This is a genomic window from Streptomyces sp. NPDC005794 (genome assembly GCF_042871445.1).
Lineage (GTDB): Bacteria > Actinomycetota > Actinomycetes > Streptomycetales > Streptomycetaceae > Streptomyces.
This window is the reverse complement of sequence record NZ_JBIAIN010000006.1, coordinates 130851-151585: the sequence shown is the minus strand read 5'-3', so window position 1 is coordinate 151585 and position 20735 is coordinate 130851. Positions and strand designations below refer to the sequence as shown.

22 protein-coding genes and 1 riboswitch are annotated in these 20735 nt (G+C 71.3%); of the genes, 2 read left to right on the top strand and 20 right to left on the bottom strand.

The window, feature by feature from the left end; translation table 11 throughout:
* Positions 1-28: 28 nt before the first annotated feature.
* The 14 genes from ACFYQ5_RS11915 to ACFYQ5_RS11850 all read right to left on the bottom strand — a co-directional run bounded on the left by ACFYQ5_RS11915 (position 29) and on the right by ACFYQ5_RS11850 (position 13088).
* Positions 29-2572 carry a polynucleotide kinase-phosphatase gene (locus ACFYQ5_RS11915; RefSeq protein ID WP_389196585.1) on the bottom strand — a complete coding sequence of 848 codons (2544 nt, stop codon included), beginning with the start codon at positions 2570-2572 and terminating at the stop codon, positions 29-31.
* Entirely contained in the window at positions 2569-4038 is a 1470-nt protein-coding gene (locus tag ACFYQ5_RS11910; RefSeq protein WP_389196583.1) for a 3' terminal RNA ribose 2'-O-methyltransferase Hen1, read from the bottom strand. Before ACFYQ5_RS11910 ends, ACFYQ5_RS11915 begins: the two co-directional genes overlap by 4 nt.
* Before the next feature lie 43 nt (positions 4039-4081).
* Entirely contained in the window at positions 4082-5017 is a 936-nt protein-coding gene (gene mmuM, locus ACFYQ5_RS11905; RefSeq protein WP_389196581.1) for a homocysteine S-methyltransferase, read from the bottom strand.
* A 73-nt stretch (positions 5018-5090) separates the two neighbouring features.
* Positions 5091-6014, bottom strand: a complete 924-nt coding sequence (locus ACFYQ5_RS11900) for an LLM class F420-dependent oxidoreductase (RefSeq protein WP_389196580.1) — start codon at positions 6012-6014, stop codon at positions 5091-5093.
* A gap of 91 nt (positions 6015-6105) precedes the next feature.
* On the bottom strand, positions 6106-6642 hold the full coding sequence (locus ACFYQ5_RS11895; RefSeq protein ID WP_389196578.1) for a DUF6099 family protein: 537 nt from the start codon (positions 6640-6642) through the stop codon (positions 6106-6108).
* A 135-nt stretch (positions 6643-6777) separates the two neighbouring features.
* Positions 6778-7137: a nucleotide pyrophosphohydrolase gene (locus ACFYQ5_RS11890; protein WP_389196576.1), complete on the bottom strand. Its 360-nt coding sequence runs from the start codon at positions 7135-7137 to the stop codon at positions 6778-6780.
* A complete protein-coding gene (locus tag ACFYQ5_RS11885) occupies positions 7134-8342 on the bottom strand; it encodes an ATP-binding protein (RefSeq protein ID WP_389196574.1) in 1209 nt (402 codons plus the stop codon). The genes ACFYQ5_RS11890 and ACFYQ5_RS11885 overlap by 4 nt, the downstream gene beginning before the upstream one ends.
* A 7-nt stretch (positions 8343-8349) precedes the next feature.
* Positions 8350-8766, bottom strand: a complete 417-nt coding sequence (locus ACFYQ5_RS11880) for a cell division protein SepF (RefSeq protein WP_389196572.1) — start codon at positions 8764-8766, stop codon at positions 8350-8352.
* Between the two features lie 147 nt (positions 8767-8913).
* Positions 8914-10149: a cytochrome P450 gene (locus ACFYQ5_RS11875; protein ID WP_389196571.1), complete on the bottom strand. Its 1236-nt coding sequence runs from the start codon at positions 10147-10149 to the stop codon at positions 8914-8916.
* Positions 10146-10760 carry an ATP/GTP-binding protein gene (locus tag ACFYQ5_RS11870; RefSeq protein ID WP_389196569.1) on the bottom strand — a complete coding sequence of 205 codons (615 nt, stop codon included), beginning with the start codon at positions 10758-10760 and terminating at the stop codon, positions 10146-10148. The genes ACFYQ5_RS11875 and ACFYQ5_RS11870 overlap by 4 nt, the downstream gene beginning before the upstream one ends.
* On the bottom strand, positions 10738-11091 hold the full coding sequence (locus tag ACFYQ5_RS11865) for a DUF742 domain-containing protein (protein ID WP_389196567.1): 354 nt from the start codon (positions 11089-11091) through the stop codon (positions 10738-10740). The genes ACFYQ5_RS11870 and ACFYQ5_RS11865 overlap by 23 nt, the downstream gene beginning before the upstream one ends.
* Entirely contained in the window at positions 11088-11510 is a 423-nt protein-coding gene (locus ACFYQ5_RS11860) for a roadblock/LC7 domain-containing protein (protein ID WP_389196566.1), read from the bottom strand. The genes ACFYQ5_RS11865 and ACFYQ5_RS11860 overlap by 4 nt, the downstream gene beginning before the upstream one ends.
* A complete protein-coding gene (locus ACFYQ5_RS11855) occupies positions 11507-12925 on the bottom strand; it encodes an ATP-binding protein (protein WP_389196564.1) in 1419 nt (472 codons plus the stop codon). Before ACFYQ5_RS11855 ends, ACFYQ5_RS11860 begins: the two co-directional genes overlap by 4 nt.
* 4 nt (positions 12926-12929) lie before the next feature.
* Positions 12930-13088: a hypothetical protein gene (locus ACFYQ5_RS11850; protein ID WP_389196562.1), complete on the bottom strand. Its 159-nt coding sequence runs from the start codon at positions 13086-13088 to the stop codon at positions 12930-12932.
* 396 nt (positions 13089-13484) lie between these two features.
* On the opposite strand from ACFYQ5_RS11850, the gene ACFYQ5_RS11845 reads away from it, so the two are divergent.
* The gene (locus tag ACFYQ5_RS11845) at positions 13485-14378 is read left to right on the top strand and encodes an SIS domain-containing protein (protein WP_389196560.1); all 894 of its coding nucleotides are present in this window, start codon (positions 13485-13487) and stop codon (positions 14376-14378) included.
* A gap of 68 nt (positions 14379-14446) precedes the next feature.
* On the opposite strand, the gene ACFYQ5_RS11840 is transcribed toward ACFYQ5_RS11845, so the two are convergent.
* Positions 14447-15022 carry a hypothetical protein gene (locus ACFYQ5_RS11840; RefSeq protein WP_389196558.1) on the bottom strand — a complete coding sequence of 192 codons (576 nt, stop codon included), beginning with the start codon at positions 15020-15022 and terminating at the stop codon, positions 14447-14449.
* Between the two features lie 211 nt (positions 15023-15233).
* Positions 15234-16097 (bottom strand): transglycosylase SLT domain-containing protein, encoded by an 864-nt coding sequence (locus ACFYQ5_RS11835; RefSeq protein ID WP_389196556.1) that lies wholly within the window; start codon positions 16095-16097, stop codon positions 15234-15236.
* Between the two features lie 4 nt (positions 16098-16101).
* Positions 16102-16288, bottom strand: a riboswitch (cyclic di-AMP (ydaO/yuaA leader).
* A gap of 356 nt (positions 16289-16644) precedes the next feature.
* On the opposite strand from ACFYQ5_RS11835, the gene ACFYQ5_RS11830 reads away from it, so the two are divergent.
* Positions 16645-16875, top strand: a complete 231-nt coding sequence (locus ACFYQ5_RS11830) for a hypothetical protein (RefSeq protein WP_389196554.1) — start codon at positions 16645-16647, stop codon at positions 16873-16875.
* 140 nt (positions 16876-17015) lie between these two features.
* On the opposite strand, the gene ACFYQ5_RS11825 is transcribed toward ACFYQ5_RS11830, so the two are convergent.
* The 4 genes from ACFYQ5_RS11825 to ACFYQ5_RS11810 form a co-directional block, all read right to left on the bottom strand.
* Positions 17016-17207 (bottom strand): ferredoxin, encoded by a 192-nt coding sequence (locus ACFYQ5_RS11825; RefSeq protein ID WP_389196552.1) that lies wholly within the window; start codon positions 17205-17207, stop codon positions 17016-17018.
* Positions 17208-17259: 52 nt separating this feature from the next.
* Complete coding sequence (locus ACFYQ5_RS11820) at positions 17260-18483, bottom strand: cytochrome P450 (RefSeq protein WP_389196550.1); 1224 nt, start codon at positions 18481-18483, stop codon at positions 17260-17262.
* A 49-nt stretch (positions 18484-18532) separates the two neighbouring features.
* Positions 18533-19720 carry an NAD(P)/FAD-dependent oxidoreductase gene (locus ACFYQ5_RS11815; protein ID WP_389196549.1) on the bottom strand — a complete coding sequence of 396 codons (1188 nt, stop codon included), beginning with the start codon at positions 19718-19720 and terminating at the stop codon, positions 18533-18535.
* Positions 19721-19811: 91 nt separating this feature from the next.
* Complete coding sequence (locus tag ACFYQ5_RS11810; RefSeq protein WP_389196547.1) at positions 19812-20459, bottom strand: TetR/AcrR family transcriptional regulator; 648 nt, start codon at positions 20457-20459, stop codon at positions 19812-19814.
* Positions 20460-20735 lie beyond the last annotated feature (276 nt).

The following is a 20735-nucleotide window of genomic DNA, read 5'->3' as shown; positions in this document are numbered from 1 at the left end:
CGAACCGCCAGCCGATTCCGGTCAGTCGCTACAGCCGGGGGTCGACGGGCTCCGACTCGAGGGCGAGCACCGCGAAGACCGCCTCGTGGATCCGCCACAGCGGCTCCCCGCCGGCCAGCCGGTCGAGCGCCTCGAGGCCGAGGGCGTACTCCCGGAGGGCCAGCGACCGTTTGTGGCCGAGGAAGCGGGAACGCAGCCGCTCCAGGTTCTCCGGCCGCGTGTACTCGGGACCGTAGATGATCCGCAGGTACTCCCGGCCGCGCACCTTGATGCCCGGCTGGACGAGCCTGTCCTTCGCGTCCCGGACGAGGGCGCCGAGCGGCTTGACGACCATGCCCTCGCCGCCACGGCCGGTCATCTCCAGCCACCAGGCGATGCCGGAGCGCACGGAGGCCTCGTCACCCGTGTCGACGACGAGGCGCCGGGTGACCTGGAGCAGACCGGTCGGGTCGTGCTCGACGAGCCGGTCCAGCCACGCCAGCTGCTCGTCGTGCGGTACGGAGGCGAGCGAACGGCCCTGCACCGCGAGGATCTGGAACGGCGCGAGCCGGACACCGTCGAGCCCTTCGGTGCTCCAGCAGTAGCGACGGTAGGCCTCGGTGAAGGCGGCGGCATCCGCGGCGCGCCCCTGCTGGCGGCCGGCCAGCGCCCCGACGTCGACACCGCGGGCGGCGGCCACGGCCAGGGCCTCCTCCGCCACGGGCAGGACCGCGCCGGCGGCCGCACCCACCGCCGCGTACTGCGAGCGCAGCAGCCCGGCGGCCTTGAGGGACCAGGGCATCAGCTCGGCGTCGAGCACCACCCAGTCGGTGTCCCACTCCTCCCAGAGTCCGGCGGCGGTGACGGCCGTGCGCAGCCGGCCGAGGATCACCTCGGTGAGTGCCGTGTCGTCCAGGAACGGCCGCCCGGTGCGGGTGTGCAGGGCGCCGGTGGGGCCGTCGGTGCCGAAGCGCTCGCGGGCCGTGTCCGCGTCGCGGCAGACCAGCGCCACCGCGCGCGAGCCCATGTGCTTCTCCTCGCAGACGACCTTGGTGACGCCGTCCGCGCGGTACTGCGCGAACGCCTCGGCCGGATGCTCCAGGAAGCCCTCCTCGTGGGAGGTCGCGGTGGGGGCCATGGTCGGCGGGAGGTAGGTCAGCAGCCTGGGGTCGACGGCGAAGCGGCTCATGACCTCGAGCGCCGCCGCCGCGTTCTCCTCGCGCACCGCGACACGGCCCATGTGCCGGGTCTCCACGATGCGGCGGCCCTGCACATCGGCGAGGTCGAGCGGCCGGCCCTCCCGGCCTCCGGGAGCCTCGGTGGTCAGCGGCTTCACCGGCTCGTACCAGACGCGCTCGGCCGGTACGTCGACGATCTCACGCTCCGGCCAGCGCAGTGCGGTCATCTTCCCGCCGAAGACCGCCCCGGTGTCCAGGCAGAGGGTGTTGTTCACCCAGGAGGCGGTGGGCACCGGTGTGTGGCCGTAGACCACCGCGGCGCTGCCCCGGTACTCCTCGGCCCACGGGTAGCGCACGGGCAGACCGAACTCGTCGGTCTCCCCGGTCGTGTCCCCGTACAGCGCGTGCGACCGGACCCGCCCGGACGTGCGCCCGTGGTACTTCTCGGGCAGCCCCGCGTGGCAGACGACCAGCTTGCCCTCGTCCAGGACGTAGTGGCTGACCAGTCCGTCGATGAACTCCGCGACCTGCTTGCGGAACTCCGGGTGCTCGGCGTCCTCCCGCTCCAGCTGCTCGACGGTCTCGGCGAGACCGTGACTGTGCTGGACCTTGCGCCCCTTGAGGTAACGGCCGAGTTTGTTCTCGTGGTTGCCGGGGACGCACAACGCGTCGCCGGACGCCACCATGGACATGACGCGGCGCAGCACACCGGGACTGTCGGGGCCACGGTCCACGAGGTCGCCCACGAACACGGCGGTACGCCCCTCGGGGTGGGCTCCGTCCTTGTAGCCCAGCGTGCCGAGCAGGGTGTCCAGCTCGGAGCTGCAGCCGTGGATGTCGCCGATGATGTCGAAGGGGCCGGTGAGGTGCCGCAGGTCGTTGTAGCGGCGCTCCAGGACGACTTCGGCGGTGTCGGCCTCCTCCTCGGTGTGCAGGACGTGCACCTTGCGGAAGCCCTCACGCTCCAGACCGCGCAGTGAACGGCGCAGCTCACGGCGGTGTCGCTGGACGACGTGGCGGGGCATGCCGGCACGGTCGGGGCGGGTGGCGTTGCGTGCCTGGCAGAGCTCTTCCGGAAGGTCCAGCACGATGGCGATGGGCAGCACGTCGTGCTGCCGGGCCAGCTGGACGAGCTGTTTACGGCTCTCCGCCTGCACGTTGGTGGCGTCGACGACGGTGAGCCGGCCGGCGGCGAGGCGCTTGCCCACGATGTAGTGCAGGACGTCGAAGGCGTCCCGGCTGGCGCTCTGGTCGTTCTCGTCGTCGGCGACGAGGCCCCGGCAGAAGTCCGAGGAGACGATCTCGGTCGGCTTGAAGTGCTTGCGCGCGAAGGTGGACTTGCCCGATCCGCTGGCGCCGATGAGCACGACGAGGGACAGGTCGGTCACCGGCAGCGTGCGAGAGGTGCTGGTCATGCGGCTTTCGCCTCCTTCGTCGTCTCCTGGGCGGTGGTCATCGTGAACACGGCCATCTGTGTGGGCGGCCCCACCTCGGGGTCCTCAGGTCCCACGGGCACGAACGCCACCGTGTATCCGTGGCGTCCGGCCACCTGCCCCGCCCAGTCCCGGAATTCCTCCCTGGTCCACTCGAAGCGGTGGTCGCCGTGGCGTACGTGCCCGGCGGGGAGCGTCTCCCAGCGGACGTTGTACTCGACGTTGGGCGTCGTCACCAGCACGGTCCTCGGTCGCGCGGAGCCGAACACGGCGTACTCCAGGGCGGGGAGCCGCGGCAGGTCGAGGTGCTCGATCACCTCGCTCAGCACGGCGGCGTCGTATCCCTTCAGCTGCTTGTCGGTATAGGTGAGCGCGCCCTGGCGGAGGGTGACCCGCCCGGCCTGCCGCTCGCCCATCCGGTCCAGCTTCAGCCGGCGTGCCGCGACCGTCAGGGCCCGCATCGACACATCGACCCCGACGATCTCCGTGAAGCGCACGTCCTTGAGCAGGGCCTGCACCAACTGGCCCTGTCCGCAGCCCAGGTCGAGCACCCGGGCCGCCCCGGCGGCGCGCAGTGCCTCCAGGACCGCCGCGCGGCGCTGCTCGGCGAGCGGGACCGGCTTCTCCTCCGTGTCCGTGGTCTCGTCCACCGCGTTGTCGACGCTCTCCACCTCGAGGTCGTCCGACTCCGCCAGCCGAACCAGCTCGAGCCGCTCCATCGCCTGCCGCGTGAGCCCCCAGCGACGCGAGAGGTAACGGCTGGTGATCAGCTTCTGCTCGGGGTGGCCGGCCAGCCAGCCCTCGCCGGCCCGGAGCAGCTTGTCCACCTCATCGGGTGCGACCCAGTAGTGCTTGGCGTCGTCGAGCACCGGCAGCAGCACATACAGCTGGCGCAGTGCGTCCGCGAGCCGCAACTCCCCCTCCAGCAGCAGCCGTACGTAGCGCGAGTCTCCCCACTCTGGGAACTGCTCGTCCAGCGGGACGGCCACGGCCTCCACCCGTGTCCAGCCGAGCGGCGCGAAGAGCTTGTGCACCAGCTCCGCACCACCGCGTGCGGGCAGCGCGGGCACCTCGATCCGCAGAGGAAGCGGCTCCCCCACCCGCTCGGGCATCGCCCGGCACGCCCCGTTCAGCGCGGACTTGAACACCGTCGTCATCGCGACCGAGAGCAGCGACGACGCCGCGTACGGCCGGTCGTTGACGTACTGCGCGAGCGCCGCGTCGGGGGCTCCGCCCCGGCCCTTGCCGCGCCTCACCAGTGCCACCGGATCCACCTCCAGCAGCAACGCTGCCGTACAGCGCTCCGCGGATGCCTCGGGGTAGAAGACATGGGCGGTGCCGTGCGAGGTCGAGAACGTCTGCGCCTTCTCGGGATGCTTGTGCAGCAGGTAACCGAGATCGGTGGCGGGACGCTCAGGGGTGCCGGTCGTGCTGATGGTCAGGAACACATGTCCGAGTATGGTCCGGTGGTCGGTCTCCTACCAGGCATTTTCACGCTTCCGTCGCCTCAAGACGCGCTGCCAGCGCCGCGATCTCGGACGGGCCGACCCGGCAGCAGCCACCGACCAGCCGGGCGCCCGCCCGCTGCCAGTCCCGCACCCTGCCCGGTTCGAACGTGCCTCTCCCGGCCCAGCCCCGGCCCTCGGCGTCCCATTCCTCCCCGCTGTTCGGATAGACGACGACGGGCTTGCCGGCCGCCGCGGCCGCCACCTCCACCGCACGGTCCGCGTCGGCGGGATCACAGCAGTTGACCCCGACGGCGACCACCTGGTCGATGCCGGCGACGAGGCCGAACGCCTCCGCCAGGGGCTGCCCGGCCCTGGTCCGGTCTCCCGCCACGCTGTACGAGAGCCAGACCGGCACCCCGAGGTCCTGAACCACGCGCAGCAGTGCCTCGGCCTCGTCGATGTCCGGCACCGTCTCCAGGGCCAGCACGTCGGGGTCCGCCGCGGCCAGCGCCTCCGCCCGGGGCCGGTGGAAGCGCGCCAGCTCGCGGACGGTCAGCCCGTACCGGCCGCGGTACTCGCTGCCGTCCGCGAGCATCGCCCCGTACGGTCCGACCGAGGCGGCGACCCAGAGCTCCCGCCCCGCCACCGCTCCGGCGCGGCGCGCCGCCTCCACGCTGCCGGCCATCAACTCCGCCGCCCGGGCCCGTCCGATCCCGCGCCGCGCGAACCCTTCGAAGGTCGCCTGATAGCTGGCGGTGATGAGCACCTGCGCGCCCGCCCGCGCGTAGGCGGTGTGGGCGGCCTCGATCTGCTGGGGCGCGTCGCTCAGCAGCCGGGCCGACCACAGGGCGTCGGACAGATCGCAGCCCTGCGCCTCCAGTTGGTTGGAGAGCCCTCCGTCCAGCAGTACGGTGCCCTCGGCGAGCGCGTCTCCGAGCGTACGGCGGGGCGGGATGTCCGGTGTCCGGGCGGAGTGCACAGGTGCTCCTTCGAAGTAGGCCGAATCATGTCGGTCCCGCGCTCAAGCGGTCCCGAGGGTCACGCGGTTCCCGTCAGCCCAGTTGCGACTGGACCCGCGACGAGATCAGTTCCAGATGGTCCAGGTCGTCCAGGTCCAGCACCTGGAGGTAGATGCGGGACGAGCCGATGGCTGCGAAGCGGCCGATCTTCTCGACCACCTCGTCGGGTGTGCCCGCCAGCCCGTTCGCCTTGATCTCCTCGACCTCCCGCCCGATCACCCCCGCGCGCCGGGCCACCTCCGCGTCGTTCTTCCCGACGCAGACCACCAGAGCGTTGGAATAGACCAGATCGTCAGGGGCCCGGCCGGCCGTCACGGCCGCGTCCCTGACCCGGCCGAACTGCTTCTCGCTGTCCTCGATGGACGCGAAGGGGATGTTGAACTCGTCCGCGTACCGCGCGGCCAGCCGCGGGGTACGGACGGCGCCGTGGCCGCCGATCAGGACCGGCACCTTCGCCTGGGCGGGCTTCGGCAACGCCGGCGAGTCGGTGAGCTGGTAGTACGTCCCGTCGTAGCTGAACGTCTTACCCGTCTCGGTCTCCCACAGGCCGGTGACGATCGCCAGCTGCTCCTCCAGCCGGCCGAACTTCTCCTTGGGGAACGGGATGCCGTACGCCTTGTGCTCCTCCTCGAACCACCCGGCCCCCAGGCCCAGCTCGACCCGGCCACCGGACATCTGGTCGACCTGGGCGACCTGGATGGCCAGCACCCCGGGCAGACGGAACGTGCCCGCGGTCATCAGCGTGCCGAGGCGGATCCGCTTGGTCTCGCGGGCCAGGCCGGCCAGGGTGATCCAGGCGTCGGTCGGGCCGGGCAGCCCGTCCCCGGAGCCCATGCGCAGATAGTGGTCCGACCGGTAGAAGGCGTCGAAGCCCAGGTCCTCGGTGGCCTTGGCGACGGTGAGCAGAGTGTCGTAGCTGGCCCCTTGCTGGGGCTCGGTGAAGATTCGAAGATCCATGCCTCCATCCTGCACCTTCGAAAACCGCCGCGCCCCGACCCCCTGCCCTCTTCCCCACGCCGGGCGGCCCGGCACTCCCCGGGTGACCGGCTCACGGCTGGCCGGCGACGAAACCCGCCGGCCCGTGGATCACTCCGAACGGACCGTCGTGCTCCAGGTGCGCCACGTGCTCGCGCTCGTGTTCCCGCTCCTGCTCGGCGAGGCGTCTCAGCATGCCGTGGATCCGGTCCACCGATTCGTCGACGGCGTCTATCGCCTCGATGCACTGCCAGTAGAGCGCTTCCTCCTCCGTGCCGCACGCGACGCCCACCAGCGCGATGCCCGCCTCACCGAGAAGCAGCGCGAGGGCAGCCAACGCCCGTGGCACGTCCACCACTTCGGTGAGCTGCGACGCCCGCACACCTCCGGCCGGAACCATCGGGTGGTCGAGCACGGCGCTGCCCAGGGCGGAGGTCTCGCTGAGCTCGCAGGCCTCCGTCCGTAACTCCGCCGGTCCTCCTCTCGCCAACTGCCCGCCGACCGCCCGGGCGAGTGCCTGGGCCTGCCATGCCTCCGCCATCACGGCCGGCGCTCCCCGGCTCTCCGCCAGCGCGCTCCGTCCCGCCGCGATCAGTCGCTCCGCTTCCATGCGATTCCCCCGTCGCCGAGACCATCCATGTGAAAACCCGCTCACCTCTTCATTACCCACAGTGAGGGTGATGGCACACGAAAGCCAGAGGAAATCGGAAATCTGTGGACAGGAAGTCGATTGTGTATAAGTTGATCACTCCGAAGAGTGACGGCCCGGCGACTCAATGCTCCCCGGCGCCGGGAAGCGTGCCTCATTCCGGTCGATCTTGGCCGCCAGCGCCGCCAACGCGTCGATGCCCAGGACCTCGCAGAACTGCAGCAGATACGCCAGGACGTCCGCGACCTCGTCCGTCACACGGAACGCCGTGTCGGGGTCCTCCATCACCCGCGCCGACTGCTCCGGCGTCAGCCACTGGAAGATCTCCTGGAGTTCGGAGGCCTCCACGCTCAGTGCCGCGCAGAGGTTCTTCGGCGTGTGGTACGGCTCCCAGGCCCGGGACGCCGCGAAGTCGGCGAGCCGCCGCTGCAGTTGTGCTACATCCAGTTCCGTCACGGTGCCAGGTCTACCACTGTCACACCGGCCGTCCCGCGGGCCGCCGCCGCGGTCGTCTCACCGACCGTCCCCAGCAGGCGCATGTGCCCGCCCGCGCAGATCGACGCCGCCAGCGCCAGCAGCTCTCCGGCCTGCCGCGCGTCCAGGCACCGGTCGAGCCCGTCGGCCAGCACGGTGAGGGCCTGCATGGCCGACAGCACCTCCGCCGCTGGGTCCACCACCAGGACATGGGGGCCGGTCAGCAGCACGAGCGCGAAGGCGAGATAGCGGAGTTCGCCGTCACCGAGACGCCCGATGGGTGTGCTGCGGCCCGGGCCCCGGCCTGCCAGGGCGCGCACGGTCCCGTCCTCCAGGCGCTCGACGGTCAGCCCCGTCACCCGTCCCGCGCACCCGGCGTCCGCGCCCGCGACCAACCGGGCGTGCCGCTGCGCGCATTGACTGAGGGTGCGGTACAGGACCTCCGCGAGGTTGTCGCAGCACGAGGTCAGCCGCCCTTCCCCGACCGGCACCGCCGCACGCATCCGCCCCGGCTGCGGATCGCAGACGAAGGCCGAGCGCAGCGCCACGACCACCTGCTCCGCGGCGGCCAGCACCCTCAACTGTCCCTCGGTCGTCCCCGCGACCCGCAACGGCAGCAGCGCCGTGCCGAGCCGGTCGTCGGGGAGCGGGGCCCGCGTCACCGGCACCGCCCCGGCCGTGTGCCAGGCAGCCTGGACGGAGGCACGGCGCGGATCCCGCAGCGCGGTGCTCAGCAAGGTCTCACCGCAGTCCGTCAACCGCTCGCCGACGATACGGAGCGAGGGCTCGGCCTGCACGGCGAGATCCAGTCTCACCGGGCCGGCCGGGCCCTCCACCGTGCAGCCGAGCCTGAATCCGCGCCGCCCCTGCGCGTCGGCCCCGGCCCCTTCGGGCACCCAGGCCGCCGGGTCGGGGAAGACGTCCTCCAGAACGTCACCGGCGGCCAGCCGCGCCAGCGCCTCGTACCCGCGCAGGGCTGTCGACTTCCCGCTGCCGCTGCCTCCGGAGAGCAGCGTGAGCGGCCCGAGCGGGATGACGGCGCGGCGGTGGGAGGCGAAGGCGTCGAGCCGGAGTTCACCGACGAAAGGCCGGGCGGGGCGGGCCGCGCAGGACGGCCGCCCCGAGGAGATCACAGTCATGAACGGACCGTACGCACGCCCGTGAGCGGCGAACCGTTCCGCCCGCACGACCTTCCTACGATTGAGGTACGCCCGCCGCTGTGACCCCCTCGACCTCCATGCCGACCGGCGCGAGCAGGAAGACGTTGCGGTCCACCCGGTGCATCCCGCTGCCGAGCCCGAAGACCACGCCGCTGCTGAAGTCCAGGATCCGCTTGGCCACATCGTTCTCGGCGCCGGTCAGGTCCAGCAGGACCGGGATCTGCGCCACCAGGTACTCGGCCACCTCGCGCGCGTCCGCGAACACCTGGACCCGCAGAACGACCAGGCGCCGCTGCTCTGCCGACTCCCGCTGCTCCGGGACCGTCCTGTGGTCGACCCGGGAGGGCCATTCGTTACGGCCCCTCAGGGGTACGACCTGGGCGAGCCCTTCCCATTGTTCGTCGGTGGCGTCGTACCTGTCGTACCTGTCGTACCTGTCGTACCTGCTCACAGAACCACCCCGTCCGTATGCCGGTTGGCTGTGCGCCGGCTGCGCTCGCTGTTCATCGGGCAATTCTCTCGCCCCTCACCCGTTCGGCGTACCACCGACACGGATCGGAACGTGATCGACGTCGTCCGGTGCGCCCGCGCCGCCGGGTCAGGGGAGCGTGTCGAGCGGTGTGAAACGCACCGGGAGATGCGCCGGGGCACGGTGGAAGGGGCCCGGCCGCCAGACCAGCGCGCCTGGCTCGACGGCCAGTTCCAGGTCGCAGAGCTGACTGGTGAGCTGTTCGATCGCGGTCATCGCCATCAGCAGGGCGGGCTGCTTGGCCGGGCAGCGGTGCGGCCCCGTCGACCACGCCAGATGGGCACCGTCGCCGGAGCGCACCGCGGGATCCGAAGTGGAGGGAGGCGACTGCGTGTTGGCGGCGGCGAAGGAGACCAGCAGCAACTGTCCGGCGCGCAGCGGAACTCCGTGGAACTCGGTGTCGTGGCGTGGGAAGTGCGCCCCCATGTTGGCCAGGGGAGGATCGCGCCAGAGCACGTCGTCGATGGCCTCGTGCGCGGTCATCGCGCCACCGTGCAGGGATCTTCCGTAGCCGGTGTCGCTCAGCATGCGCAGCAGGGCGTTGCCGATCAGATTGGTCGTGGGGTCGTGGCCCGCGCTCATGATGAGTGTGATCTGGCGCACGGCCTCGTCGTCGTCGAGACCCGCCGGATGCTCGAGCAGGTAGGTGGTGAGGTCGCGGCCGGGCCGGACCCGCCGTGCCGCGACCAGGTCGGTGACGACGCCGACGAGGTCGTCGTACGCGGCCGCCGCGTCCCCCTCGGAGTTCATCATCCCGCCGACGCCCCGGACCACCCGGTCGGCGTCCTCCGGCGCCACGCCGAGGGAGGCGGTGAAGACGTGCAGGGGGAGCCTGCGGGCGTACTGGGATATGAGGTCAACCGTGCCGGTGGCCGAGAACGCGGCGATGAGCCGCTGCGCGACCCGGGCGACCTCCGCCCGCAACAGGTGGGGTTCGATCAGGGCGAGGGTGTCGTTGATGGCGTCGCGGTAGCGGGCGTGGACGGCGCCGTCGGTGAAGGCCGCGGTGGGCCGGTGGCCGAGCACCGGCAGGACCGGCGAGTCGGCCGGTACGCCCGCCTGCCAGGCGCGTGGGTCCTTGGTGAAGGTCTCGGTGTCCCGCAGCAGGTCGACGGCCGCGTGGTAGTCGGTGACCAGCAGCGCGTCGACGTCCGGGGCGATGCGCACCCTGGCCAGCGGCCCCTGGGCCCGCAGCCTCCGGTAGTGGTCGTGCGGGTCGGCGGCGAAGCCGGCGCCGTACAGCGCGAGCGGCTCGAGCACCGAGGGGGCGGCGCCGGGTGACGTGCCGGGCACGGGAGGGGTCATGAGGTTTCCTGGGACGGGGGCAGACGGGTCAGCGCGTGCTCGGCGAGGGCTATCAGGGCGTCGATGCTGCCCCGGCGTTCGCGGGCGTCGCACTGCACCAGCGGGGTGCGGGGATCGAGATCGAGGTGCTTGCGCAGGACCTCGTCGGCGTGGGCGGGGGCGTCGGGGAACCGGTTCACGGCGACGGCGTACGGCAGTCCCTGTTCCTCCACCATGTCCATGACGGCGAAGGAGTCCTCGAGCCGGCGGGTGTCGACCATGACGAGGGCACCGAGCGCACCGCGCGCGATGTCCGCCCAGAGCGGGAAGAAGCGCTCCTGGCCCGGGGTGCCGAACATGTAGAGCACCAGGTCGTCCTGGACGGTCAGCCGCCCGAAGTCGACGGCGACCGTGGTCGTGGTCTTCTCCGGAAGACCGGCGGTGTCGTCGAGTCCCGTACTGGACTGCGTCATCGCCTCTTCCGTGTGCAGGGTCGGGATCTCCGACAGAGTACGGATCAGGGTCGTCTTGCCCACGCCGAAGGGACCCGTGACGACGAGTTTCATCAGGGTCTCGGCGGCACTCGGCAGATAGCCGATGACGCCCCGGTCAGTGGAGGGAACGGAGTCCAACGAGCAGCCTCTCGACGAGCGACCGGTCGATCTCACCGGCGCTGGGGATCGGTGGTCGAGCGTGCAGATGTCCTGCGGCCACGAGGTCCGTGGCCAGGAAGACCGTGGCGCTGACCGGGAGGTCCAGATGGGCAGCGCATTCGACGACGGTGAGGGCCCCCGGTTCCAGGAGCTCACACAGCCTGCGCTGCTCCGAACCGCTGTCCGGCGGCAGGGCCGCGTCCGCGCGGATGAGCACGGCGAGCCGGTCGAGCGCGGGACCCGTGGGCGTGGAACGGCCACCGGTGACCAGGTAGGCGGGGATCAGGCGGCGGCCTGGGCCTGGGGTCATGGCCGGGTGGCAGCGTCCGGTTGGCGGGTGGGGGCGTGCATGGCCCTGGTCAGCGCGGTGACCTGCACCTGCATCTGGTAGGCGATGTTCCCCAGATGGGCGTCGGGGGCCGCGAACAGGGCCAGCGTGGTGTTCTTGCCGGCCGGTACGACGACGGCGAAACCCAGATCGGACTCCACGACCGTCTGGGCCAGGCGCGGCGACTCGGCCTCGGTGAAGGCGGTGGTGAAGGCGCGGGCGGCCGCGTGCAGGGTCGCGGTCATCGCGGCGACACGCTCGGCGGACGCACGGTCCAGGCCGGGCGACGCGCCTTCGACGAGCCCGTCGCCGGTGGCGACCACGGCGTGCTGTACGCCGGGCAGCTCCAGCAAGGGGGTCAGCACCCAGGCGAGGTCACCGGCGGTGGGGGTGGTGCTCACGTCTCGTCGTCTCCTTGGTCGTCCGATGGGGATGCTGAGGGTGCCGGGGGCCCGGGCGCCTTCCTGCCGCTGAGGGTGCCCTCCTGGAGGGCGGCCCAGGCAGCTCCGGCCTGCTCGGGTGTACGGAGCGCGGGCTCCTCCGCCTCCTGCTGCGGATCCGTCGACGTCTGCGGGGCGGCCGTCCGGGGGGATCTGCGCCGCCGGGTGGGCAGTTCCACCGGGCCCGTCCCTCCTCGGACTGCGGGGACGCCGAGGGCCGGGGGCACGTCAGGTGCGGCGGGCACGGCGGGTTCGGCAGTCACGGCGGGTGCGGCAGTCACGGCGGGTGCGGGCGAGGGGCTTTCGGCCCCGGCCCCCCGTGCGTGCACCGGCTTCGGCGCGAGCACGGACAGCGTCCGGTCGTCGTCCATCACGGTCAGCAGATGGGTTGGGATACGCAGCATCGTGCGCATCCCCCCGTACGGCGACGGCTCGATGTGGCAGCTGAAGCCGTACCGCGCGATGAGCCGCCCCACCACGGCGAAGCCGGTCTGCGGCGGGTCCCCCAGCTCGGTGAGCAGTACCTCGGAGGGACCGGCCAGCAGGGCCCGGGCCCGCTTCAGCGCGTCGTCGTCCATGCCGATCCCGGCGTCGTCGACCAGGATCAGGGCCCCGCGCCCGGCGGTCTGCTGGACCGTCACCGGCACCTCGGTGTCCGGGTGCGAGTACGCCGTCGCGTTGGCCAGCAGCTCGGCGAGCGCGATCGCGAGGGGTTCGGCGGCCCGGGCGACCAGGGCGAGCCGCTCCTGGCGCAGATGGTTGGCGACCTTGATCCGCTCGTATCCCGCGACCCGGGACTGGGCGCCGAGCACGACCTCGACGAGCGAGGAGTTCTGCCGGGCGAGTCCCGGCCAGGCATCGCAGAGCACGGCCGTGGCCTGGGTGCGGCGCAGCGCCAGTTCGTTACGGAAGTCGAGCTGCAGGATCCGCGGGTCGTCGTACTCGTGCTGGAGTTCCTGCAGCAGGTGCTGCGACTGGTTGAGCAGCGACTGGATCTTGGCCGAGGTGCCGCGCATGGCCGCGCGCGCTGCCGCGTCCACGCGCCGGCGTTCCTCGAGAACCGCCGTGCGCGCGGCCTGCACGGCCTCGGTCAGCAGACGTGCGGCGTCACCCTCGATCTCCGCGGCCTCCCGCAGCCCGGGAACGGGTGCGGTCCGGTGGGAGAGAGCGATCGCCGCGGCGGGTATCCGCTTCTGGGCGAGCTGGCGGATCTCCTCGGTGAGGGCGAGAGTGCGGGCCTCGGCCGCCTTGGCCTGACGCTCGATCAGCTCCACGCGCGCGGAGGCCGCGTACGCGTCCCGCGTGGCCTGCTGCATGCGGGCGACCGACCACAGCGCCCCGGCGACGGCGATCAGGGCCACGATCCATGCCACCACGGTGTCACCACGTCCCTGTGGTCGGGGCCTGGGTGCCGTTCCGCAGCGTGCCGCGCGGCGGCACGGGGAGCCCTCGGCCGGCCAGGCCACAGGCCCACTTCGCCGGCGACCAGGCGCACGGCCCCTCGCCGAGGTCCACGACGTCCCCACCCCTGATCGGCATGGGCCGATTATGCCGACCGCGCGTTCGAACTCGGCCACTCCGCACACCCTCTGGCGTGAAACAGACCCTCGCCCGGGCCACCCACCACCCGTGGGTGACCGCCCGGGGTTGCCGCAGATCCACCCGACAGGGGATTTCCTGCCTGATGTACGGGGATATCGTCCGCCGGCTTCGCGCCGTACGCCGGATACCCACACGGCGATGACAGAACCGGATTGCGCCGACTACTCGCCGAGCTTGGCCGAAAACCGCCGCTGCACACAGCGGAGAGGCGGAACCAGTTTGCTTGTTCCTGCTCGATTACCCCGACTAACATGCAAAATTGAACACGTGGGCATCGATTTCACCCAGCCCCACCCCACCAGAGGCGAACAGCAGCGGAAGCGGAGTGCGGACATGTCGCATGTCGAGACCGAGACAGCCGGCCAGCCGGAGTGCTGGCGCCGCGCCGCGGAGGTCGCCGTCGACCGGAAGGGCGCGCTGCCCGCCACCGGTGAGCGCATCGCCGTCGTCGGCTGCGGGACGTCGTACTACATGGCGCAGGCGTACGCCTCGCTCCGTGAGGCCTCCGGACAGGGCGAGTCGGACGCGTACGCGGCCTCGGAGTTCCCCTTCGGGCGGGCGTACGACCGGGTCGTCGCGCTGACGCGTTCGGGCACCACGACCGAGGTGCTCGGTCTGCTGACCCGGCTGCGGGGGGCCGTCCGGACCGTCGCCGTGACCGCCGACCCGCACACCCCCGTGACGGCCGCCGCCGACGACGTGGTCGTTCTCGACTTCGCCGACGAACGGTCCGTGGTCCAGACGAGGTTCGCGACCACCGCGCTGACCCTGTTCCGCGCCCATCTCGGGATGCACACCGAAGACGTCGTACGCGACGCCGAGACCGCCCTGGCGGAGCCGCTGCCCGAAGGGCTCCTGGACTGCTCCCAGTTCAGCTTCCTGGGGCGCGGCTGGACGGTCGGGCTCGCCAACGAGGCGGCGCTCAAGATGAAGGAGGCGTCCCTGTCCTGGACCGAGTCGTACCCGGCGATGGAATACCGCCACGGCCCCATCAGCATCGCCACGGCCGGTACCGCGACCTGGATGTTCGGCACCGCTCCGGAGGGACTACGGGAGCAGGTGCTGGCGACCGGAGCCCGTTGGGTGGAGAGCGGCCTGGACCCGCTGGCCGACCTGGTCCGGGTCCAGCGGCTGGCGATCGCCCGTGCGGCGGCCCGTGGCCTCGATCCCGACCTGCCGCGCCATCTGACCCGCTCCGTGGTGCTCGACGCGGCAACGGGGGCCTGAAACCGTCAGGGCGTGCCGCGTACCGGGCCGGCGAGCAGCCCGGTACGCGGCCGTGACCGTGGTGCGGGTCAGGCCTCCTCGAAGTAGGCGTCCAGCGCCTCGTCGAGCTCCGCCGTCCACGTCTTCAGGTCGCTGCGGGCGCCCGCCTCGACCTCGGCGTTGAACCACCGACGGCTCGACAGGTGGACGGTCACGGTGAACCGGCGCCCGAAGCGGCCGGTCCTGACCTCGACCGCGCCGATCTCGGACCAGTCGAACTCCGCCTCCTGGTCGTCGAGCCGGAAGCGGACGCCCTCGGCGTCCGCCCTGATCGATCCGCGCCGGTCGCTGACCTCGAAGACGGGGCCGTCCCCGTCGTCGGCGCCCCCGCGCACGGCCTCGGCATCCGGTGTCACGCTGTCGTCGGGGGCCGCGCCGCCGTCCGCGACCGCGTCGTCGGCGGCCGTGGAATCGTCCACGGCCTCCTCGGCCGCCCCCTCGGCGGGCACGTCCACGCCCTCGGGATCCCGGTCGCCTTCGGGCTCCGCCCTCTCCGCTTCCGCCTCCGTCCGCGCGGGGGCAGGGGCCGTCAGGCCGGGGATGTACGCCGGGTCTGTCCCCGCGGCGAACTCGGGCTTGGTCTTCGAATCTATGCGCTGCTCCACGGCGGGCAGTATGGACGACGAACCTGTACGAGACCAGTCACCCGGGTTCGAACCGGCCTGTCGCCGGTGCGCCGGCCTCCGTGACTCGACGACGCGGCCTCCCTTCGGGAACGACTGACGGGTGGTACGGGTTCCGCCGAACCCGTACCACCCGTCAGCCCTGTCCCTCCGTCACACGCCCGTGCGCCGGCGGTCCCGCCTCGGCGAGGACTCAGTAGGCCCCGAAGACGTTGTCGATCGAGCCGTACTTGTCCGCGGCGTAGTTGCACGCCGCCGTGATGTTGGCGACCGGGTCGTAGCTGTCCGTCGACGTACCGGGCACGTGGTAGGCCTGGAACGTCGGGTCGATGACCTGCAGCAGGCCCTTGGACGGGATGCCCGCGGCGGCGTTGGAGTCCCAGTTGTTGATGGCCATCGGGTCGCCGGCGGACTCGCGGATGATGTTGCGGTGGATGCCGTCGTAGCTGCCGGGGATGCCCTGCTCGGCCATGATGGCCAGCGACTCCTTGATCCAGCCGTCGAGGTCGTTCGTGTACGTCGCCGGCTCGGCGGCGGGAACGGCTTCGGCGGCGGGAACGGCTTCGGCGGCGGGGGTGCTCGTACGCTCCGAGCGGTCGGCGCGGTCAGCGCTCTCCTCGGCCCGGTCGGACGAGGCGGAGGCCTTGGATTCGGCCTTGTCGGCCTTGTCCGCCGACTTGTTCTCGGCCTTGGCGTCGAGGGTCAGCTGAAGACCGGGGTGAATCAGGTCGGGGTTTCCACCGACGACCTTCTGATTGTCCTCGTACAGGGCCTTCCAGCCGCCGCTCACGGAATGCTCGCGGGCGATCTTGGCAAGGGTGTCGCCCACGACCACGGAATAGGTGGCGGTCTCGGACTTCTGCGCAGTAATTCCCTTTCCGGATACGGCAGTCGACGTCGCCGCCTTTTCGACGGCGACCGGCTGGGCCGGGGCGGCGAAGGCGCCGGTCGCACCGATCACGGGGAGGGCCAGGGCGGCTCCACCCGTGCTCACGGCGATGATGCCGCGGGTCAGCGAACTGGTCCTGAAACGACGGTGCTTACCATTTTCGGGCATGCTGAATTCCTCTCCGTCGCCTGCGAAGTGAGCTGTCGGGTTCGAGCTGGAGATGCCCGGCCGCACGCGAATGCGACTTCACCCCGAGCCGCTCCGGAAACCGGATCGGCGCTTACTTGGGTCCCCCGCTCCTGCCGTACGAAGAAGTGGTCGGGTCACCGGGCGGCGGCAGGATTCGGCGTTCCGTCCGGAGTGATGGCGACCGTAGGCGAGAAATAGGGAAAGGAACAAGCCTGGCGCGGTGATCACAATTCATTGGCAAGATCAATTCACGGGAATTCATGTAATCCACCCCACATCGCGCCCACCCTTCCCGTTGGCACAGAAGGGAACCGACTGCCGAGCCCTCGCGTCCGGGGCGCATGAGGTGACCCTGGTCACGGAGTCCGATTCGGGCGATTTGCTCCCGAGCGAAGGGGTCAGGTCGCACGAAATGGCCTTTTATGGATTACGGGATTAATTTAAAAAATGAGATCAAATCGGGCATACGGCTCATGGGTGAAGGCGCCGGGCATGCCGAGAGCGTCCGCGTGGAACCGATCCGGCCATGACCGACAGCCCGTACGCCTCGACCCCACGGATCACCGTCCTGCCCGTTCAGCCCGGGGACCCGCCCTTCCGCATCGTGGAGATCGACGGCGAGGTGGTCGGCAGCGCGACCGCCATGACGGACGTACTGATCGCTGCCGCGGCCGCCGGGATTCCGGTCCATGACCTCGACGACCCGGCGGCCGTCCGGTGGGTGGGGGGCGGGAAGCTCAGCTGGAAGCCCCGCTGAGCGGCCGTCCGGACGCACCACGACACAGGGAGGACGCACCACGACGGAGCAGTGGCCCGCAGCAGCCCGTAAGGGTCTGCTGCGGGCCACTGCGGGCCGAGGGGCCCGTCCCTCCGTGGATCCCGGTCGTCCGCCTCGCGTCAGTCCTGGATCATGATGGCGAGTGCCGGGCACACGGCCGCGGCCTGCTGGACGTCGTCGGCCCGGTCCGAGGACGGCTCGGGGTCGAGCAGTACGGCGATGCCGTCGTCATCCTGGTCGAACACGTCGGCGGCGGCGACCACACATTGTCCGGACGCCACGCACTTGTCCTGGTCGAGGATCACTTTCATGAAGACTCCTTCGTCGTCGGTGCCGTGGTGAGACAGGTGGGGAGGTGAGAGGTCACCAGGCCACGGGCAGTTCGTAGACGCCGTAGACGGCCCCGTCGTGTTTGAACGACAGCTCCTCCAGTGGGGCGTCCAGGCGCAGTGTGGGGATGCGCCGGTAGAGGGTGCTGTAGACGACCTGCAGTTCCATGCGCGCCAACGGCTGACCGAGGCACTGGTGCACTCCGAAACCGAAGGCCACATGGCGCCGGGCGTCGCGCCGGAGATCGAGCCGGTCGGGGTCGGCGAAGACCTCCGGGTCACGGTTGCCGATGTCGTTGGGCACGATGATCCCGTCGCCCGCCCGGATGACCTCGCCGCCCATCTCGATGTCCTCCAGAGCCACGCGACGGCGGCCCCCGTGGGTGATGTTGAGATAGCGCAGCAGCTCCTCGACGGCACCGGCGACCACCTTGGGGTCCTCGGTGTCACGCAGCAGGGCGAGCTGGCCGGGGTGTTCGAGTAGGGCGAGGGTACCCAGAGCGATCATGTTCGCGGTGGTCTCATGTCCGGCGAGCAGCAGCAGGACGCCCATCTCGGCCGCCTCGCGGCGGGAGAGTTCGCCCCCCTCGACCCGGGTACCGAGTCCTGACAGGAGGTCGTCCGCGGGCCGGGCGATCTTGTGGCCCATCAGCTCGTCCAGATATCCGATCAGATTGCCGTGGGCCTCGGCCCGTACCTCTGGAGCCGCGCTGCGGCTGATGAGGGTCTTGCTGTTCTCCTGGAAGAAGTCGTGGTCGGCGTACGGCACTCCGAGCAGTTCGCAGATGACGAGCGACGGAACCGGAAGGGCGAATGCCTGGACGAGGTCGGCCTGCGGGGGCCCCGCCAGCATGTCGTCTATCAGGCCGTCCACGATCTTCTGGACGGCGGGGCGCATCGCCTCGACCCGCTTGATCGTGAAGGGTGCCGTCACCATCCGCCGCTGGCGGGCGTGTTCGGGGTCGTCCATCAGGATGAAGCTGAAGCTCGCCCCCTTCACCGGTGCCGAACTGGGATAGCCGGGCCGGGTGACATCGGCGCTGATCCTCGGGTCGGCGAGGATCGCGCGCTGATCGGCGTAATGAGTCACCAGCCAGGGCGTGGTCCCGTCCCACAGGGTGACTTTCCCGAGCGACCCCTGTTCCTGCTCGGCCCTCAGGGTGGGCGGCGGGTCGAACGGGCAGCCCGTCGCGCGGGACATGGGCCATTCCGGGGCCGTGGCCGTGTGTGCTTGTTCCGTGCCTGTCGTGCTGGTCATCGCTTCCTCACTTCGTCGTGCGGTGGGGGTGACGTGCCGTCGGCCGCTGTCATGGCGCGGACGGTTCGAGGGGCGGGACCGGACCGCCGATCTCCTGGCGGCGCAGCCGCGCCTGCTTGGGCATGTTCCAGCCGAGGACTCCGGTGACCATGCCGTCGCGCTCGTAGCGGACGACGAAACGTCCGCTCGTGGGGTGGCCGTCCACGACGGTCACCCCGGCGTCCGGGCCGAGCCGGCCGTGGGCCTGGATCCGGGCGTCGAACTGGTCGGTCCAGAAATAGGGCACGGGGGTGTAGGGCCGGTCGGCGCCGAGGATGTTGTCCGCGACGGCGAGCGCCTGCTCGGTGGCGTTCGTGCGGTTCTCCAGCCGCATGGGGACGTCGAACAGTTCGTGGTGCCAGGCCGCCACGTCCCCGACGGCGTAGATTCCCTCCGCCGCCCGGCACCGGGAGTCGCAGACGAGGCCGTTGTCGATGCGCAGCCCACTGCCCGTCAGCCATCCCGTGGCGGGCTCGCCCCCTATCGCGACGACGACCACATCGGCGGGGAGCACCTCTTCCGTGTCCAGACGCACTCCGGTCACCCGTCCCCGGGCGGCGGTCAGCCCGGTGACCGCGTGGCCCAGCCGCAGGGTCACCCCGTGCCCGGTGTGCAGTGCGGCGAGCAGGTCCGACACCACGGGACCGAACTGGTCCAGCATGGGCGCCGGCCGAGGCCCTGCCAGGTTGACGTCCAGCCCCATGGAACGTGCGGTGGCGGCGATCTCGGAGCCCAGCACACCTTCCCCGACCACGACGAGCCGCCGCGCCGTCAGAAGCCCTTCCCTCAGGGCGAGAGCGTCGTCGAGCGTCCGCAGTACGTGGACGCCTTCGGCGTCCGGCTGCCCGGGCAGGGTCCTGGGCCGCAGTCCGGTGGCGACGACGACGGCGTCGGCGCTCAGTTCGCGGCCCGACTCGGTGCGTACCGTACGGCTGCCCGGATCGAGGCCGGCCGCCGGGTCGCCGAGGAGGAATGCGGCGTCCAGGGCCGCCAGCGTTCCGGGCGTCCGCAGATGAGCGGTGTCAGGGGTTCTGCTGCCGGACAGCACGTGCTTGGACAGGGGCGGACGGTCGTACGGCGGGTGCCGCTCGGCGCCCAGCAGCGTCAGCTCGCCCTGGTAGCCCTTGCGGCGCAGTGCCTCCGCTGTGGTCAGCCCGGCGGCGGACGCGCCGACCACGAGTACGCGGGAGGGGGTCATGGTGCGTACCTCTGTTCTCGGCCCCGGCAGCCCGGACGCGGGCGCCGGAGCGCAGGTGGAGGGGGTGGCGGGTGGGGCGTCCGGAGGGCCGTCAGCGGCAGGGTGTGACCGGTGCCATCCAGAGCCCGACGACGGCGTCGATCAGACCGGTGGCGGTGTCGTGCCAGGTCGCGCGGGGCGTGGAGGTGTTCCCGGCGAGGGCACGTTCGCGCTCCGCGCAGGTGTGGAGGATCAGGTTGCGCGACATGTCGGCCCGCTCGACGTGGACGTCGGCCGGCAGGTCGGGCAGGCACCGGTTCAGCCCTTCGAGGGTCTGCAGCGTCGGCGGGCAGGCGAGCGACTCCTCGGCCATGATGTCCCGCAGCGCCGGGTCGGTCATGACCTGGGCGCAGAACCGTGCGAACCAGGTGGGGCTGCCCAGCGTGGCCAGGTGCTCGGTGGTGGGTCGCACCAGGCAGGCCACCCACTCCCCTATGTCCGTGGGGTCCTCGATGCGGTCCAGCAGACGGGCACGGGCCTCCTCGATCTGCCGGCTGTGCTTCCGGGTGATCGCCCGCACCAGGTCGGCCTTCGTCCCGAAGTGATAGCCGACGGCGGCGTTGTTGCCCTGTTGCGCGGCCTCGCTGACCCGGCGGTTGGACACCGCGTAGACGCCGCGCTCGGCGAACAGCCGCTCCGCGGCGTGCAGGATCCGCTCCCTGGTCTCGCTGACCTGCTCGGCCCGCGCCGTACGTTCCATTCACCGTCTCCTCGGTCGAGGGGGTCTCGGAGCGTCCAGGCAAGCCGCTGCCAACTCATCAGTCAAGCAACTGATTTAAGAATGGCCGAGATGCTCACACGTCCACCACAGGAGGTCGCCGGAGCCCCGGCACCCGTGCCACCTGCGGCGATCAGCCTGCGGTCGGCAGCGGTCCGGCTTCCGGCGCCTGTTGCCCCCGCATGGCCTGTCGGCTCCGGGAACCTGGGCGCACGGCTCCGCGAGACCCCGGAATTGGCGCAAAGCCGCTGCGGCGCG